We start from the raw sequence: 16070 nt of genomic DNA on the forward strand, positions 1-16070 counted from the left end.
GGAAACCAGATCAACGTTGCGGAATTGACCGATTGAGCTGGCTTTGGACTGCGCTTTTCCATTCGCTTGCGTAACCGGTCAAACGGCCATCGAATGTTTCTGCCTTGTCTGTAAAGTCCGATCCAAAAGCCTGCGCGGTGACCTTTTTGTCGAGCAGCAATGCAGCGCCGGTGCTCGTTCCCGTGGAGGAGCCTGATGAGGTCTCCACCGAACGCTCCGTCGCTGCTGCCAGCATGTCCAGATAAAGGGAGTTGCGAGCAAATGGGCCCTCTACAAGGCTTGGGCCGAGAGCTCCTGTTATCTTCAGGCACTCTGCCGTCATCAGGGCAAGGTAAAAAGACACCGCGGCATAGCGCTCTCCGTCAGAAAGGTTTGTCTCATCGGTGTTCCAGCTATGGGTCTTTCCCTGAAAGGGCCCTGAGCGCGGGTCGACAGCAGGAAACAGCAAGATTGGCTCGGTGAGAACGTGCTCAACGTCGCGGGCCGCGCAGGAAGCCTCGCGTCCGCTCATGACGAGATCAAATTCTCTTCCGCCCATGAATCGCGCCGAAGGGACGGGGTCACCATGCGCGTTCACATTCATCAAGGTGTCTCGACTTGGATCAAGCGTAACGTCAACACCGCCAATGGCGAGCGTGATGACCCAGGTGCCGGTGGAGACGACGGAAAATGGAGGGCGCCGCTCCTGTAGATACGGGTAGAGGGATGCGTTGGAATCGTGAATGCCGCAAGTGACCTTCAAGTCGGCCGGAATTCCGATTTCTTGGGCAACGTCCGGCAACAGGGGGCCCATAAGGTCCGCAGCCTTTTTGACCGGGGCCATCCGTGCACCCAGGTCCAGTTTGCCAATGAGGCTTGAGTAACTTGCCTGCTGTGGACACCAGAGGTCGGTATGGCAACCAAGAGACGTCACCTCATTGGCAAGTTTCCCTGTCAAACGGTAGGTCCAGTACTGAGGATAGGTCAGAACAGTGGCAATACGATCGTGAAGCGTCGGGTCGTTGCTCAGCTGCCAATGAATCTGGGCGCCAACATTCAGGCCCATGCTCAAGCGCGGCGATCCCGTTTCGGAAAATGCAGGCCTGATTTCATCATATTCAGTTTCAAGGTCGTCGGGTCCGGTAAACTCGTAGTCGATCACCGGAGATGCCAGCCGCCCCTCTTTGTCCAGGAGTACGGCACTTGCGCCATGCGCGGTGACCGAAAGGGCGTCAATGCCGTGGGCGAGATTGAGTTCTTTGAGCGCGTCACAAATAAAATGCCAATGGCCATCAATGTCATAGTGCGGATAGGGCGGCCCCGGGAGCACGTTGTTGGGCCGGGTCAAAACGCCAATTTCCACCCGCTGTTCCAGATCGACAACAGCAACTTTTACATTGGTCTTGCCGATATCGATGACGCCGACATGCCGGATGGTGACCATTTGCCGTCAATCCATATGAAAGACGGACTTGAGGTCTGTCACGACAGGCTTGTTGTCGGGTTCGCTGGCCATGATGTCAGCCATGTGCGCCCACCATTTCTGCATCACGGGGTGGTCGGGCAGTGCCTCCATGGTGTGATTGTCTTCGCGCCACAAAACTCCGAAGAGGATGTTGGTGTCTGGGTCAAGATGAATGGAATAGTCCCGGATGCCTGCATCCTTCAACAGGGTGACCAACTCTGGCCAGATCTCGTCATGCCGCTTCTTGTATTCGTCTTCCATGCCGGGATTGAGCAACATCTTGAAAGCGACTTTTTCCATGTGATCAGGCTTTCCGTCTGGCGAGGATCTGGCGGACAATTCTCGGCAATGCGATGACCGCAATCAGCAGAAGGCCGATGAAAATTGACATCACGATGCCCGGTACATTCAAAAGGCCAAAGCCGAAGGTCACCATACCCATCACGAATGCAGCGATAACAACACCCGGGATTGATCCTGAGCCGCCCAAGATGCTGACGCCGCCAAGGACGACCATGGTGACCACTTCAAGCTCCCAGCCGAAGGCGATCGAAGGCCGCGTGGCACCAAGGCGCGAAGTCAGGCAGATGGCTGCAACGCCCGACATGAGACCGGTGAGCAAAAACAACGCAAACTTAACGCGGGTCACTCGAATGCCGGAGAAGAGCGCACCAACCGGATTGTTGCCGATTGCAAAAACGGCCCGACCGAAGTTGGTCCTGTGTAGGAGTATGGCAAAAAGGACGGCGGTAATTGCGAAGAGAACGAGTTCGAAGGTTATCACCCACCCGACGTAGCCCTGGCCGAAAAAGCCGAAATCAGAAGGATAGCCGGTGTAAGCCTTGTCTCCGAGGACGATATAGGAGATGCCACGAAAGAGGCTCATCGTGCCAATTGTGACCACGATGGACGGCAAACCGAGGCCTGTGACGAGAAAGCCGTTGAAGGCCCCGCACAGGAGGCCGACGCCAAGCCCTATGAGGATCAGAGCCGGGGTTTCCGCGCCGAGTTGCACGGCGAACCCCATCGCGGTTGACGCTAGCGCGATGATCGAGGCGACCGAGAGGTCGATCTCGCCCGATATGATCAGCAATGCCATCGCGAAGGCGATCATCGCCTTTTCGGTGAAATTGTAGGTCGCGTCGGAAAGATTCCAGGGATCGAGGAAATAAGGAGAAGCGAAGCTGTTCAGGATGAAAACAGCCACGGCGACGCAAAGTAGCAGCAGTTCCCAACTTGCCAGAAAGCGATGTAACGGGGTTTTCAATCGATCCGGGATCTGCCGTCCGGTTGAGGCCTGGTGTGTCGCAAGGCTCATGTTGCATGTTCCGCTTTTTTCAGGATCACCCGGCCTTTGGTCCGGTTCGATGTCGCGTTGAAGGCAACGGCGATGATGATGGCGCTGCCTGAAATGGCGAGTTGCCAGAACGGAGAGATATTGACCACAGGCAAGGCGTTCTTGACGATGCCGAGGAAAAGCGCGCCCAGGAGCGCGCCACCAACCGACCCAATGCCGCCCGCAATCGAGATACCGCCGATGACACAGGCAGCCACGACTTCAAGTTCGAACCCGCCAGCAATGTCGACATAGGCAACAGCGTATCGCGCGACCCAAAGGTAGCCGGTGAGGCCAGCCAGAGCGCCGGAAATGACGTAAGCTGCACATTGGGTCAGCCCGACGTTGATGCCGGTATAAACAGCGGCGTGTGGATTGCCGCCGACCGCGAAGAAGGCCCGCCCGAGCGCCGTGCGTCCGATCAGGACGATGAAGCCGATCAACACCAGGATTGCGATCCATGACAGCACCGGCAGCCCGAAGACGACCTCCCGCGGAAACGCCTTGAAGGCGGCGCTCATTTCGTGCGCGTTGATCCACTCACCGCCGGAGATTACAAAAATGATGCCGCGAAAGATGGTCATGGTGCCGAGCGTGACAACAATCGGCGGTATGTCGAGTTTCCATACAAGAAGACCGTTGATGAGGCCCATCACTGATCCCAGTCCGATGGCAATCACCATGATCAACGGTACGGGAAGATCCGGAAAGATCGTGTTGAGCATTGCGACAACCATGCCTGTTAGGGCCAGATTGGCGGCAACCGACAGGTCGATACACCGGGTCAGGATCACAACCATCTGACCGAGTGCGAGAATGATCAGTGGTGCCGTGTCGTTAAAAACATTTACAAGATTTGACGGAGCGACGAAGGCGGGGAACCGTGAGGCAATGGCACCGATGAGGACAAGAATGGCGGCCGCCAGAACAGTCTCACGGGACTTAATCAGAGAGTGGATCATGAGTGCGTCTCCACAATTCCCGCCGCTGCCCGGACCAGGTGTTCCGGAGTCAGCTCCGCCCCTTCAAACTCGGCTGCAATTCGGCCCTCTCTCATAACGATCACGCGATCCGACATGCCAAGAATTTCAGGGATTTCGGAGGACACCATGATCACTGCGAGGCCTTCTGCCGCCAGTTCCGCCATGAACTCGTGAACGGCAGCCTTGGAACCGATATCAATGCCTTTCGTCGGTTCGTCGAGAATGATGACCCGTGGCTTCGTTGCCAGCCATTTGGCGATGACGACTTTCTGCTGGTTGCCGCCGGACAATTCACCAATGTCCTGGTCGAGCGCCGCGGCACGCAAGTCCAGGCGCCTGGTGTAGTCGCGGGCAAGTTTGAATTCCTCCGCCAGCCTCAGAAAGCCGTTTCTGGATGTTTCCTTCAAGGACGGCAGGGAAATGTTCTGGAAAATCGGCAATCCCTTGACGGCGCCTTGCTTGCCCCGGTCCTCCGGGACATAGACGATGCCGTGGCCGATGGCTTCATTTGGATCTCGAATAACGGCGATCTGATCGTCGATGCGAATAGCGCCCTTCGAGGGACGCGTTACACCGAAGAGCGCCTGCATGAATTCACTTCGACCGGCACCGACCAGGCCATAGAAACCGAGAATTTCACCCGATCGCAATGCGAAGCCAATATCTTCAAATTCGGTCGGATGCGAATAGCCGGCAACCTTGAGCACTTCCTTGCCGAGCTGCGGAGAGCGCTTCGGGAAGACCTGATCGACCGAGCGCCCGACCATGAGTTTGACCAATTCACGTTCGGATACTTCATTGATGCGTCCGGCACCGACCATCTGTCCGTCCCTGAATACGGTGTAACGGTCTGCGATCCGAAAGATTTCATCGAACTTGTGACTGATGAAGAGGATGGCCTTTCCTTCCGCCTTCAACCGTTCAACGAGCTCGTAGGTCTCTTCAATTTCCTTGTGCGAGAGCGATGCCGTCGGTTCGTCCATGATGACGATGCTGGCATCAATAGAGAGCGCGCGAGCAATCGCCACCAGATGCTTGTTGGCAATCCCGAGGTCTCTCAGTGTGACATGGGGGTCGATCGACGCGCCAATTCTGTCCAGAAGATTTTGCGCTTGAATGAGCATTTTGCGCCGGTCGATCAAGCCAAAACGGGTCTTGGGGGCGTGGCCGATGAAGATATTCTCCGCGACCGACAGGTCATCAAACAGAACAGTTTCCTGATGAATTGCGGTCACGCCGGCGCGTCCTGCATCTTGAGCAGTCGGAAACGCGACGCGTTTTTCGTCTATGACGATTTCACCTTCATCCGGCTGGTAGATGCCGGTCAATATCTTGACGATGGTGGATTTACCGGCACCGTTTTCGCCGACAAGTGCTGTGACTTCGCCAGGATAAAGCTCCAGGGAAACCTCAGACAGTGCCTTGACCCCGGGAAAGGACTTGGAGATGCCTGTCAGGGACAGAGCCGGTTTGGATCCCCTGGCGGACTGAGGATGCGCGTCTTTAATGCCGTGCGTGTTCGCAAGCATAACCATATCCCGGAGCCAGTTGTTCTAGTTGGTTCAGGAGACCCGGTGCAGGGCACCGGGTCCAAGACATCCTAAGATGGATCTAAGCAAAGGCTTAGAAGATATCTTTGAAGTCGTTGATGTTGGAGCTGTCGTAGACAAACGGGTCGGCCATTGCGCCTTCGTTGTTGTCGTTCAGCTCAAGTTTGCCCATTCGGCCCATTTCAATTTCAGCACCGGGTGCAGCTTCAGCCTTTCCGGTCGCGAGATTGTAGGCCAGCATCGTGGCTGAATAGCCCAGATCGATCGGGTTCCAGATGGCGAACGACTTGGATGCGCCCGACTCAATATGTCCGGCCATCTCAGATGGCAATCCAAGACCGGTAACGTTGATCTGTCCGGCTTTTTCAGCGTCCGATACTGCCTGGGCCGCGGCGACGATGCCGACAGAGGTCGGTGCGATAATCGCCTTGAGATCGGGATAGGTTTGCATCAGGCCCTGGGCTTCGCGGTAGGACTTGTCTGCCAGATCGTCACCATACACGGTCGCAACCACATTGATGCCGGGGTAGTTGTCCTTGACCTTGTTCATCTCCTCGATCCAGATGTTCTGGTTCGTTGCGGTAGCTGATGCAGATAGGACCGCGACATCGCCACCATCTGGCAGATGATCAGCTGCCAGCTTGATGATCATGTTGCCGATCAACGGGTTTGACGACGGATTGAGGTGCAACTGACGGCCTTCCGGAGCAACGCCTGAATCCCACGAAATCACTGTTATGCCGCGGTCCATGGCCTTTTTGAGTGCTGGAACCAGCGCATCCTGATCGTTTGCGGAAATCGCGATAGCATCGACCTTCTGCGCGATCAGGGCGTTGATCACCTCAATCTGACCTTCCGCTGTCGTGTCTGTCGGGCCAGTGTAGATGATTTCCACGTCGCCCAATTCCTTGGCAGCTTCTTCCGCGCCTTTAGCGGCAGCCTCAAAGAAACCGATCCCGAGAGCCTTGACGACCAACGCAATGCGCTTGTCTTCAGCTTGCGCAGGAGCGGCGATACAAACGGCGGCAACTGCTGTTGCAGCCAATAGTGACTTGAAGAGTTTCATTGCTTCCTCCCTAAATGAACTGCCGGCCCGTTGAGGGTTCCGGCAGAATGCCGGCTACCCGCTTGAGGTCGCCTTGCTCTGTGTGGCGTTTACCGATGCCACGATCAGATTGATGTCGGCCTGCTCCAGCATCTTGGCCGCGTTGTCCGGAATGCCTTCGTCTGTGATCACGGTTGAGATCCGGTCAAGCGCACACAGGATCAGGCTGGAACGCGCACTGAATTTGGATGAATCCGCAAGCACGACCAGTTCGTCCGCCTGGCCGATCAATTTCTGTTCGGCCTGGATCAGAAGCGGATCAGCTTCCATGAGACCGAGAGGGCCGAGGCCCTGCGCACCCATGAACATCCGCTTTGCATAGAAATTTCGGGTCACGTCATTGTCGAAGGGGCTCAAGATGATGTTCTGCTCCCGGTAGATCGCTCCGCCGGACAGCATGATCGTGTTCTTGGAGTTCTTGAGAAGATGTTCGGCAATCGGGAAGGAGTTGGTGAATACCTGCATCCGTTTTGTCGCCAGCGGGTGGACCATTTGAAATGTCGTGGTGCCGCCGTTGATGATGATCGCATCGCCGTCTTCGCAGAGTTCGACAGCCTTTTGAGCAATTGCGCGCTTTTGCGCGATGTTGATCGTTTCGTTTACGCTGAAAGGACGTCCTGCCAGGCCGACAAATTGTGGTGGGTGAATTGATTCCGCGCCCCCACGCACACGGCGCAGTTTCTTTTGCACATGCAGCTGAGCAATGTCGCGACGTATGGTTGCTTCCGAGGAATCCGTCAACGCCACCAATTCCTGGACCGTAACAACCGGCCGATCCTGGACAGCGGACAAGATGATCCTGTGGCGCTCTTTCTCGTGCATATAGTCCTCCCGTTGATCAAACGTTTTCATCATTATCAGTCACTGTCAATCAAAAAAGATCAATAATAATCATTTTGCAGTGCAATATGATTGGATATGATTGTTTTTGATTGACATTCGATTCTGATCAAGCGAGTGTCTAGCCAAACAAACGACCGCTGTCAGGCGTATTCTGGGAGGACACCATGTTGAATTCGGCCGCCGGGTCCCGGCTGGAAAACCTGTGGGACGATCAAAAGGCGTCGGGCATGAGTGAGCCTGAACTTCTTCTTTATCGTTCGAACCTTCTTGGATCCGACAAGCGCATCACAAACTACGGTGGTGGCAACACATCCGCGAAGGTTTTTCAGAAGGATCCGCTTATTGGCGACGAAGTTGAGGTCCTGTGGGTGAAAGGCTCAGGAGGCGACGTCGGCACCATCGAGATGGATGGTTTTGCGACGCTTTACATGGAAAAGCTGCGCGCATTGAAAGGTCTTTATCGGGGGCTTGAGTTTGAAGATGAGATGGTCGGCTACCTGCCACACTGTACCTTCAACCTGAACCCGCGTGCTGCGTCGATCGACACGCCTCTTCATGCCTATGTGCCCATGCCGCATGTCGATCACATGCACCCCGACGCAATCATCGCTATCGCCGCGGCAGCTGACAGCAGGGAGCTCACACGAGAGATTTTTGGCGAGGACATTGGCTGGCTGCCCTGGAAACGGCCTGGATATGAGTTGGGTCTGTGGCTTGAAAAGTTTTGCGAGGCGAACCCGCAGGCACGGGGTGTCGTTCTTGAAAGCCATGGATTGTTTACCTGGGCGGATACCGCCAAGGAGTGCTACGAAACGACGTTGGAAATCATCAACAAGGCGATAGGCTGGTTCGAGGACAAAACTGCGGGCACAAACGCCTTTGGCGGTGCCAGGTTCAATGCTCTGCCGCCGGTTGAGCGGCGGGACATCGCCGCCAGTCTCATGCCGGCAATTCGAGGCATGATTTCCGGGAAGCAGCACATGGTCGGACATTTTGACGACAGTGACGCAGTTCTGGAATTCGTCAACTCCAATGACATGGAAGCCCTGGCGGCTCTGGGCACTAGTTGTCCCGATCATTTTCTGCGAACCAAAATCAGGCCGCTTGTTGTCGATTTCGACCCGGGCAATCCAGACATTCAAGCCACGCTCTCCGGCCTGGGCGAGGCGGTGGAAACCTATCGGGACGATTACGCCGCCTATTATGCACGTTGTAAATACGACAACAGTCCAGCGCTTCGGGATCCGAACGCCGTCGTCTATCTGGTGCCGGGTGTCGGCATGATCACCTTTGCCAAGGACAAGGCAACTGCCCGAATTTCAGGCGAATTCTATACCAATGCCATTAACGTCATGCGGGGCGCTTCCAGCGTTTCGACCTATTGCGGACTGCGTGAGCAGGAAGCTTTCGACATTGAGTACTGGTTGCTCGAAGAGGCGAAGCTGCAGCGTATGCCAAACCCGAAAAGCCTGGCGGGGCGGATTGCGTTGGTGACCGGAGGTGCTGGCGGAATAGGGTCGGCAACGGCTGAGCGGTTTTTGCGCGAAGGAGCCTGTGTTGTCCTGGCGGATATCGACAAGGAGGCCCTTGCGGCCGCCGCGCACAATCTGAGCGGGCGCTACTCCAAGGATGTTGTCCGGGCCGTCACAATGGACGTCACGAGTGAAGACGCGGTCGCAGAGAGTTTTTCTCGGGCTGCGCTGGAATTCGGTGGCGTCGATATCCTTGTGTCGAATGCAGGCATTGCCTCCTCTGCGCCGATAGAGGAGACGACGCTGGATCTCTGGAACCGCAACCTTTCCATCCTGTCGACCGGCTATTTTCTGGTGTCGCGCGCGGCATTTCAGGTTCTCAAGACACAAGGGCTAGGCGGTTCCATCGTTTTCATCGGATCCAAAAACGGATTGGCGGCCTCACCGGGTGCCAGTGCCTATTGCACAGCGAAGGCGTCGGAGCTGCATCTTGCCAGGTGTTTGGCGCTGGAAGGTGCTCCTGAAGGGATCCGCGTCAATGTGGTCAACCCGGATGCGGTGCTTCGAGGATCCAAGATCTGGTCCGGAAACTGGCTGAAGGAACGGGCGGAAGCCTACGGCAAAGACACATCCGAACTCGAAGAACACTACCGTCAGCGATCTCTTCTGAAGCGATCCGTTCTGCCGGAAGATATTGCTGAAGCGAGTTATTTCTTCGCTTCCGACGTATCGTCAAAATCAACCGGCAACATCATCAATGTCGACGCCGGAAATGTGCAGTCTTTTACGCGCTAGCGTCCAACCCGGCGGTCGCCTGGAGCACTGGTTCGAGCAGGATGACATCCCCACGGTTGGAAGACACATTCAGACATTGTTTCACCCCCTATCGAGTGCCGGACCGCCTGGTGACCAACGGCCGGGAAGGGTCAGGAAAGGATCTTCAAGATGATGATCGACAACTCTGTGATCGCCCAGGAAAACGAAGCGGCTTTGACTGCCTTGAACCGCGACTATGCAACACTGGGAGAACAGCTGGATCGTCGCGGCATCGCGATAGACGACATAAAAGCCAAGGTCTCCGGCTACGGTGTTGCTATCCCCTCCTGGGGGGTTGGAACAGGAGGGACGCGATTTGCGCGTTTTCCCGGCAGAGGTGAGCCCCGGCACATATTCGACAAGCTTGAGGATTGCGCGGTTATTCATCAATTGACCCGCGCGACGCCGTCGGTTTCCCTGCACATTCCCTGGGACAAGGCGGATCCGTCGGACCTCAAAGCAAGTGCGTTATCGCTTGGTCTTGGGTTCGATGCGATGAATTCCAACACCTTTCAGGACCAGCCTGGCCAAGCACATTCCTATAAATACGGTTCTCTGACGCATACCAATGCGGCAACGCGCCAGCAGGCGATTGACCATAATCTGGAGTGCATCGAGATCGGCACTGCCATCGGCTCCACGGCGCTTACGGTCTGGGTTGGAGACGGCTCCAATTTTCCGGGGCAGACGCATTTTGTCCGGCAGTTCGAGAGATATCTGGACTCAGCAAAGGCAATCTATGCGGAGTTGCCCGAGAACTGGCGGCTTTTCACGGAACACAAGATTTTCGAACCAGCTTTCTATTCGACAGTCGTGCAGGACTGGGGCACCAATTACCTCATTGCGCAGGAGCTTGGAGACCGGGCCTTTTGCCTCGTTGATCTCGGGCATCATGCGCCGAACGTCAACATCGAGATGATCGTAGCTCGGCTCATTCAATTCCAGAAACTGGGCGGTTTCCATTTCAACGACAGCAAATATGGTGACGACGATCTGGATACCGGATCGATCGATCCTTACCGGCTGTTTCTGGTCTTCAACGAGCTGGTCGACGCGGAGACGCGCAGTGCTGAAGGTTTCGCTCCTGCGCATATGCTTGATCAGTCGCACAACGTGACCGACCCGATCGAGAGCCTCATGGTGAGCGCCATGGAAGTTCAACGCGCCTATGCGCAGGCACTGATTGTCGACAGATCGGCGCTGCATGACTTTCAGCAGGACAACGACGCCCTGATGGCCTCAGCGACACTGAAGCAAGCCTTCAGAACTGACGTTGAACCCATTCTTGCCATGGCCCGACTTGAAAATGGGGGTGTCATCGACCCGGTTTCGGCATACCGCGCCTCCGGGTATCGGAACAAGGTCGCCGAGATACGGCCGGCGGTGACCGGTGCAGGTGGTGGAATTGTCTGAAGCCGCCAGTCAGTTGCCGATAGGCTTTCGGCGCTGAGCGGCAAGTTCGCGGGTGTAGGCAGACAAGGCTTCTAGCTGAGCTGACGCAGCGTCGCTGTCGCCGGCCTTCAGCGCACCAAGCATCGCCTCATGAATTTCGGCGATGCGCTCGCGGTCGCGCAGTCGATAAACCAGCATGTTCATCAGCGGCTGCATGGCTTCAAAAGCCGATGAAAGCTGGAATGCCAGCAATGGGCTGTCAGTGGCATCGGCTACGACCGAATGAAAGCTGACATCCGATGCACAGAAGTCTTCGTCGCTTGTGTTTGGATTCCGTTGGCGGGCAATCTCTGTTTCGAGTGCTTCAAGCTGTTCTTCGGTTCGGTTCAGGGCCGCCATCGGCAGTGCTGCCATTTCCAGTGCGAACCGGGATTCAATCGCATCTTCAAACGGAATATCGTTCATGCCGATAAGCAGACGCGTGGTCGTCACGAGATTGGCTTTGGCTTCGTCCCAGGTCATGCGGTTGACGAAAGCGCCACCGGAAGAGCCGCGTTCACTGCGGATCAGGTTTTGGGCGGCCAGCCTTTTCAGGGCTTCGCGCACCGTTGAGCGTGACACACCGAAACGTTCTGACAATTCAGCTTCGCTCGGAAGGCGCTCCTCTCCGGCGAGACGGCCTTCGAGAATGGCATTTCGGATGGCATTGGCGATCTGGACCGAGAGTCCTTCCTTCTGAATCGTATTGAATTCAATCGCCAATGAGCTCTCCCGCCATGCAGTTTCATTTCAGCCTGATCAACCTAATGGCCGTCGACTCGAGGGTCAAATGGAAAAAACAAATGTCAGACAATTAAAAGTTTGACTTTTCAATTCACGAGGAGCAGCGTAAGCGCAATCAAGTCTGGGAGGACAGGGTGAAGGCTATCGACCGACTTTTGCCCGGCCACAAGGCGATGTGGCTTACGTTTTTTGCGAGCATCTTGGTGGCCTGGAGTGTCCTGTTCGCCATGCAGGCTGCCGTTGATCCGGCCTTGAAGTGGCAAGGCTCGGCTGCGCAATTTCTGCTGTCGCTTTGTTCGCAATCTGCTGCTGATGCCGGGCTCGGTTCGGCCGTGGTGATGTGGTCTTTGATGGCGCTTGCGATGATGGCGCCGACCGCATTTCCGGCTCTTCGTACTTACTCAGATCTGACCCACACCGAAGCTGCAGGTACTTGGTCCTTTGCAGCCCTAGGAGGCGGTTACCTGGCAATCTGGCTGGGATTTTCTGTTTCGGCGGCCGTGATCCAGGTGTGGTTGGCGAGCGCCGGCCTTCTCAATCCGCTCGGCCAGGTCACTTCGGTTTTCGTCAATGGCGGCCTCTTGATCCTGGCCGGCGTCTATCAGTTCAGTCCGCTCAAGGAGGCTTGTCTTAAAGCTTGCCAGAGCCCGTTGACGTTTTTCATGAGCCACTGGAAACCGGGCGTATCGGGAGCCTTTCAACTTGGCCTGCGGCTCGGAGCTGTCTGTCTTGGATGTTGCTGGGCCTTGATGCTGCTGGCCTTTGTGGCGGGCACAATGAACCTTGCGTTCATGGGTCTTGCGATGGTGCTGATGACGCTGGAGAAACTGGCGCAAATCGGCTCCCGGATCAGCGCACCGCTTGGTGTTTTTCTAATTGTGGCAGGACTGACCGTCGTCCTCCTGCCACTCGTAACAACGCAATCAGTCTAGGGAGATACTAATGTCCGGATGGGCCATTCGCGGTGAATTGATCTTGAACTGCAACTGTACGGTCTTCTGTCCCTGCGTGGTGTCGCTTGGAAAGCATCCGCCGACCGAGGGTTACTGCCAGACCTGGGGAGGAATTCGCATCGACGAAGGGCACTATCAGGGTGAGGACCTGTCCGGCCTGAATATCGGGCTTTTGATTGAGATACCCGGATTGATGGCGCGTGGAAACTGGAAAGCCGCCGTATTCATTGATGATCGTGCAAGTGATAAAGCGTTTGACGGTCTTGTGAAAATCTTCTCAGGTCAGGCCCGGGGAACGACCGGTTTGTTCAAAGTGCTCGTGAGTGAGTTTCTTGGAGCAGAGCGCGCGCCAGTGTCTTACACCAATGAGGGCAAGACGCGCCGTTTGGTGGTGGGCAAGGCCATCAAGGGAGAAGTCGTGCCGGTGCCGGGTGCCAATCCGGATGAAGACATCGTTATTTCCAACACCGAATACTGGATGGGCCGCGATATCACCGTTGCCACCGCAACGCAGGGCCGCGTGCGGGCGTTTGGCCGGGTCTGGGATTTCGATGGCCGCAGTGCAGAGATCTGCCAGATCGACTGGTCGGGTCCGGCTGCCGAACAGGCTGCATAAAGGAGATCGAGATGCAGGTCCCCGCGCTTTCAGTTTCTCGCCGTACCCGAAAGACCCCATTTTCCCGGCGCGTTCAGTCCGCCGGTGTCAAGGGTTATACGGTTTACAACCATATGCTTCTGCCGACAGTGTTTGAAAGCGTGGAAGCGGACTATCGTCATCTGAAATCCAAAGTTCAGCTTTGGGATGTTTCGTGCGAACGGCAGGTGGAGCTTTGGGGGCCTGACGCCGCACGGTTGGCGCAGATGCTGACGCCGCGCGACCTGTCCGGAATGAGCGAAGAGCGGTGCTACTATACACCGATGGTCGATGAAACCGGTGGCATGCTGAATGACCCGGTGACGACAAAACTTGCCGAAGACAAGTTCTGGGTGTCGGTGGCCGATAGCGATCTTCTGTTCTGGATCAAGGGCCTCGCCCATGCTTTCCGGCTGGAGGTCGATGTCGATGAACCCGATGTCGCTCCGCTCGCGATCCAGGGGCCGAAAGCCGAAGACCTGGTGGCGCGGGTCTTTGGAGAACGGATCCGCTCCATTCGTTTCTTTCACTATGACTATGTCGAGTTTGAGGGTCAGAGGCTGGTTCTGGCCCGGTCAGGCTATTCAAAACAGGGAGGCTTTGAACTCTATGTTGAAGGGTTCGATCTTGGCGAACCTGTCTGGGATGCCTTGATGGAAGCCGGGGAAGACATGGATGTCCGCGCCGGTTGCCCAAACCTGATTGAGCGGATCGAAGGTCAGTTGCTGTCTTATGGCAATGACATGACTCGAAACAACACACCCCATGAATGCGGGTTGGGGCGGTTCTGCCAGACGAAGGACGCCATCGGCTGCATCGGCAGGGATGCATTGCTGCGCGTTGCCGTGGAAGGCCCTGTCAGGCAAATCCGCAGCGTTGCGATTGACGGTGATCCGGTACCGCCGTGCGACGAATTGTGGCCGATCATTGCAGGGGGGCGCCAAGTCGGTACGGTGAGCTCGGCAGCCTATTCCCCGGATTATCGGACCAATGTCGCGCTCGGCATGGTGCGCATGACGCATTGGGATGATGGAACCAAGGTGCAGGTCGACACCCCGCACGGCATGAGGGCCGCCACAGTCTGGGAAAAGCCGTTTATTCATCAGGAGCCCTGAGATGAAGGAGCATTACGACGCCTTCTCCAGGCAAGCAGCCAACTACGTGCCCTTGTCCCCGCTTTCCTTTCTTGAAAGGACAGCGGCGATCTTTCCTGCGCGAACCGCCATTATTTATAACGAACGCCGATACTCATGGTCCGAAGTCAAGGACCGTGTCAGCAGGGTCGCAGCGCAATTGGTCGCGATGGGTATCAAGCCTGGAGACACTGTCTCTGTCATGGCAGCGAACACCCCTGAAATGTTCGAGCTGCATTATGCAGTCCCTTTGACAGGAGCTGTGCTGAACACGATCAATACGAGGCTGGAACCCGAAACGGTTGCTTACATTCTGGATCACAGCGATGCGAAGCTGGTCTTCGTTGACACTGCCTTTTCTGATGTTGTCAAAAAGGCTTTTGATATCAATGAGGCCATCGTTCCTGCCGTCGATATCATTGATGCTCAGGGCCCTGGCGGGGCCTGCATTGGGTCTTCGACCTACGACCAACTGGTGAAGGAAGGCGATCCGGACTTCCCGTGGCAAGGGCCTGGCGACGAATGGGACGCTCTTGCCCTGAACTATACGTCGGGAACGTCAGGTCGGCCCAAAGGTGTCGTCTATCATCACCGTGGAGCCTATCTCATGTGCATGGGTACGCCCCAGGCATGGGAACTGCCGCGCCATCCGGTCTATCTCTATTCAGTCCCGATGTTTCACTGCAATGGCTGGTGTCATGCCTGGACCATGACACTGATGGCCGGGACGATTGTCTGTATTCGTCAGATCACCGGCGAGGCGGTCTTCAGGCTGATCGCCGAACACCAGATAACACATCTTGGCGGGGCGCCGATCGTCCTCTCCATGCTTTTGAACACGCCCGAAGACCAACGGAAGGCCATCAGCCACAAGGTCAAGGTCATGACCGCAGGCGCACCGCCTCCAGCAGCGGTTCTCGCCGGCGTAAAGCAGTTGGGCCTGGAGGTAATGCAGGTCTATGGCCTGACCGAAACCTATGGACATGTCGCGCAATGCCTGTGGCGCGAGGAATGGGACGATCTGTCTGCGGACGTACAGGCCGAGCGGCAATCGTGGCAAGGTGTCGGTTTTCCGATGACGGAAACGATTGATGTCATCGACCGCGACACCGGAGTTTCTGTTCCCTGGGACGGGGAAACGCAAGGCGAGATTGTCATCAGAAGCAACACCGTGATGAAAGGCTACTACAAGAACCCGGAGGCAACAGCCGATGGGTTTTCCGGCGGCCGGTTCAACTCCGGCGATGCTGCCATTCGCCACCAAAACGGCTATATCCAGATCCGGGACAGGTTGAAGGATGTGATAATCTCAGGCGGAGAGAACATTTCCTCTGTCGAGGTTGAGGGCGTGTTGCACAGGCATCCGGATGTGGTGCTGGCCGCCGTCGTCGCCTTGCCTGATGAAACCTGGGGCGAGGTTCCTTGCGCCTTTGTCGAATTGAAGGATGGCAGCGCGGAAACAGAGGAAAGTCTGATTGGCTTTTGCCGTGAGAACATGGCTGGCTTCAAGCGACCCAAGAAGATTGTCTTCACCGAGTTGCCCAAGACCGCAACCGGTAAGATCCAGAAATTTGTCCTGCGCCAACAGGCCAGGTCTATTGCCGAAACAGCAGTTTAACAGGACCA

General features: G+C 56.2%; 14 protein-coding genes. 6 read left to right on the forward strand and 8 right to left on the reverse strand.

Translation table 11 applies throughout. The annotated features are described in order from the left end of the window. Positions 1 to 10: 10 nt before the first annotated feature. From K1718_RS02870 to K1718_RS02900, 7 genes are all read right to left on the reverse strand, one after another. The gene (locus K1718_RS02870; protein WP_265679815.1) at positions 11 to 1423 is read right to left on the reverse strand and encodes an FGGY-family carbohydrate kinase; all 1413 of its coding nucleotides are present in this window, start codon (positions 1421 to 1423) and stop codon (positions 11 to 13) included. Positions 1424 to 1429: 6 nt separating this feature from the next. Next, the gene (gene rhaM, locus K1718_RS02875; RefSeq protein WP_152499318.1) at positions 1430 to 1744 is read right to left on the reverse strand and encodes an L-rhamnose mutarotase; all 315 of its coding nucleotides are present in this window, start codon (positions 1742 to 1744) and stop codon (positions 1430 to 1432) included. Positions 1745 to 1748: 4 nt separating this feature from the next. Then, positions 1749 to 2762 carry an ABC transporter permease gene (locus tag K1718_RS02880; protein ID WP_265679814.1) on the reverse strand — a complete coding sequence of 338 codons (1014 nt, stop codon included), beginning with the start codon at positions 2760 to 2762 and terminating at the stop codon, positions 1749 to 1751. Further along, positions 2759 to 3742 carry an ABC transporter permease gene (locus K1718_RS02885; protein ID WP_173005841.1) on the reverse strand — a complete coding sequence of 328 codons (984 nt, stop codon included), beginning with the start codon at positions 3740 to 3742 and terminating at the stop codon, positions 2759 to 2761. The genes K1718_RS02880 and K1718_RS02885 overlap by 4 nt, the downstream gene beginning before the upstream one ends. Beyond that, the gene (locus K1718_RS02890; RefSeq protein WP_265679813.1) at positions 3739 to 5292 is read right to left on the reverse strand and encodes a sugar ABC transporter ATP-binding protein; all 1554 of its coding nucleotides are present in this window, start codon (positions 5290 to 5292) and stop codon (positions 3739 to 3741) included. The genes K1718_RS02885 and K1718_RS02890 overlap by 4 nt, the downstream gene beginning before the upstream one ends. Before the next feature lie 94 nt (positions 5293 to 5386). Continuing rightward, positions 5387 to 6379: a rhamnose ABC transporter substrate-binding protein gene (gene rhaS, locus K1718_RS02895; protein WP_152499321.1), complete on the reverse strand. Its 993-nt coding sequence runs from the start codon at positions 6377 to 6379 to the stop codon at positions 5387 to 5389. A 54-nt stretch (positions 6380 to 6433) separates the two neighbouring features. Next, on the reverse strand, positions 6434 to 7240 hold the full coding sequence (locus K1718_RS02900) for a DeoR/GlpR family DNA-binding transcription regulator (protein ID WP_152499322.1): 807 nt from the start codon (positions 7238 to 7240) through the stop codon (positions 6434 to 6436). 185 nt (positions 7241 to 7425) lie between these two features. Here K1718_RS02900 and K1718_RS02905 point away from each other — a divergent pair, with 185 nt between their 5' ends. Both K1718_RS02905 and rhaI read left to right on the forward strand, forming a co-directional pair. Continuing rightward, complete coding sequence (locus K1718_RS02905) at positions 7426 to 9528, forward strand: bifunctional rhamnulose-1-phosphate aldolase/short-chain dehydrogenase (protein ID WP_265679812.1); 2103 nt, start codon at positions 7426 to 7428, stop codon at positions 9526 to 9528. 150 nt (positions 9529 to 9678) lie between these two features. Further along, positions 9679 to 10962, forward strand: coding sequence for an L-rhamnose catabolism isomerase (rhaI, locus tag K1718_RS02910; protein WP_265679811.1), 1284 nt, complete (start codon positions 9679 to 9681; stop codon positions 10960 to 10962). A 9-nt stretch (positions 10963 to 10971) separates the two neighbouring features. On the opposite strand, the gene K1718_RS02915 is transcribed toward rhaI, so the two are convergent. Next, positions 10972 to 11703: a FadR/GntR family transcriptional regulator gene (locus K1718_RS02915; RefSeq protein ID WP_152499325.1), complete on the reverse strand. Its 732-nt coding sequence runs from the start codon at positions 11701 to 11703 to the stop codon at positions 10972 to 10974. A 155-nt stretch (positions 11704 to 11858) separates the two neighbouring features. Here K1718_RS02915 and K1718_RS02920 point away from each other — a divergent pair, with 155 nt between their 5' ends. Genes K1718_RS02920 through K1718_RS02935 form a run of 4 tightly spaced genes read left to right on the forward strand, consistent with a single transcriptional unit; the run spans position 11859 to position 16062 of the window. Continuing rightward, a complete protein-coding gene (locus K1718_RS02920) occupies positions 11859 to 12656 on the forward strand; it encodes a DUF2182 domain-containing protein (protein ID WP_265679810.1) in 798 nt (265 codons plus the stop codon). Positions 12657 to 12666: 10 nt separating this feature from the next. Beyond that, the gene (locus K1718_RS02925; RefSeq protein WP_265679809.1) at positions 12667 to 13293 is read left to right on the forward strand and encodes a DUF1326 domain-containing protein; all 627 of its coding nucleotides are present in this window, start codon (positions 12667 to 12669) and stop codon (positions 13291 to 13293) included. Positions 13294 to 13304: 11 nt separating this feature from the next. Beyond that, positions 13305 to 14426: a dimethylsulfoniopropionate demethylase gene (locus K1718_RS02930; RefSeq protein ID WP_152499327.1), complete on the forward strand. Its 1122-nt coding sequence runs from the start codon at positions 13305 to 13307 to the stop codon at positions 14424 to 14426. Between the two features lies 1 nt (position 14427). Continuing rightward, a complete protein-coding gene (locus K1718_RS02935; protein WP_265679808.1) occupies positions 14428 to 16062 on the forward strand; it encodes an acyl-CoA synthetase in 1635 nt (544 codons plus the stop codon). Positions 16063 to 16070 lie beyond the last annotated feature (8 nt).

It is taken from the genome of Roseibium porphyridii, assembly GCF_026191725.2.
GTDB lineage: Bacteria > Pseudomonadota > Alphaproteobacteria > Rhizobiales > Stappiaceae > Roseibium > Roseibium porphyridii.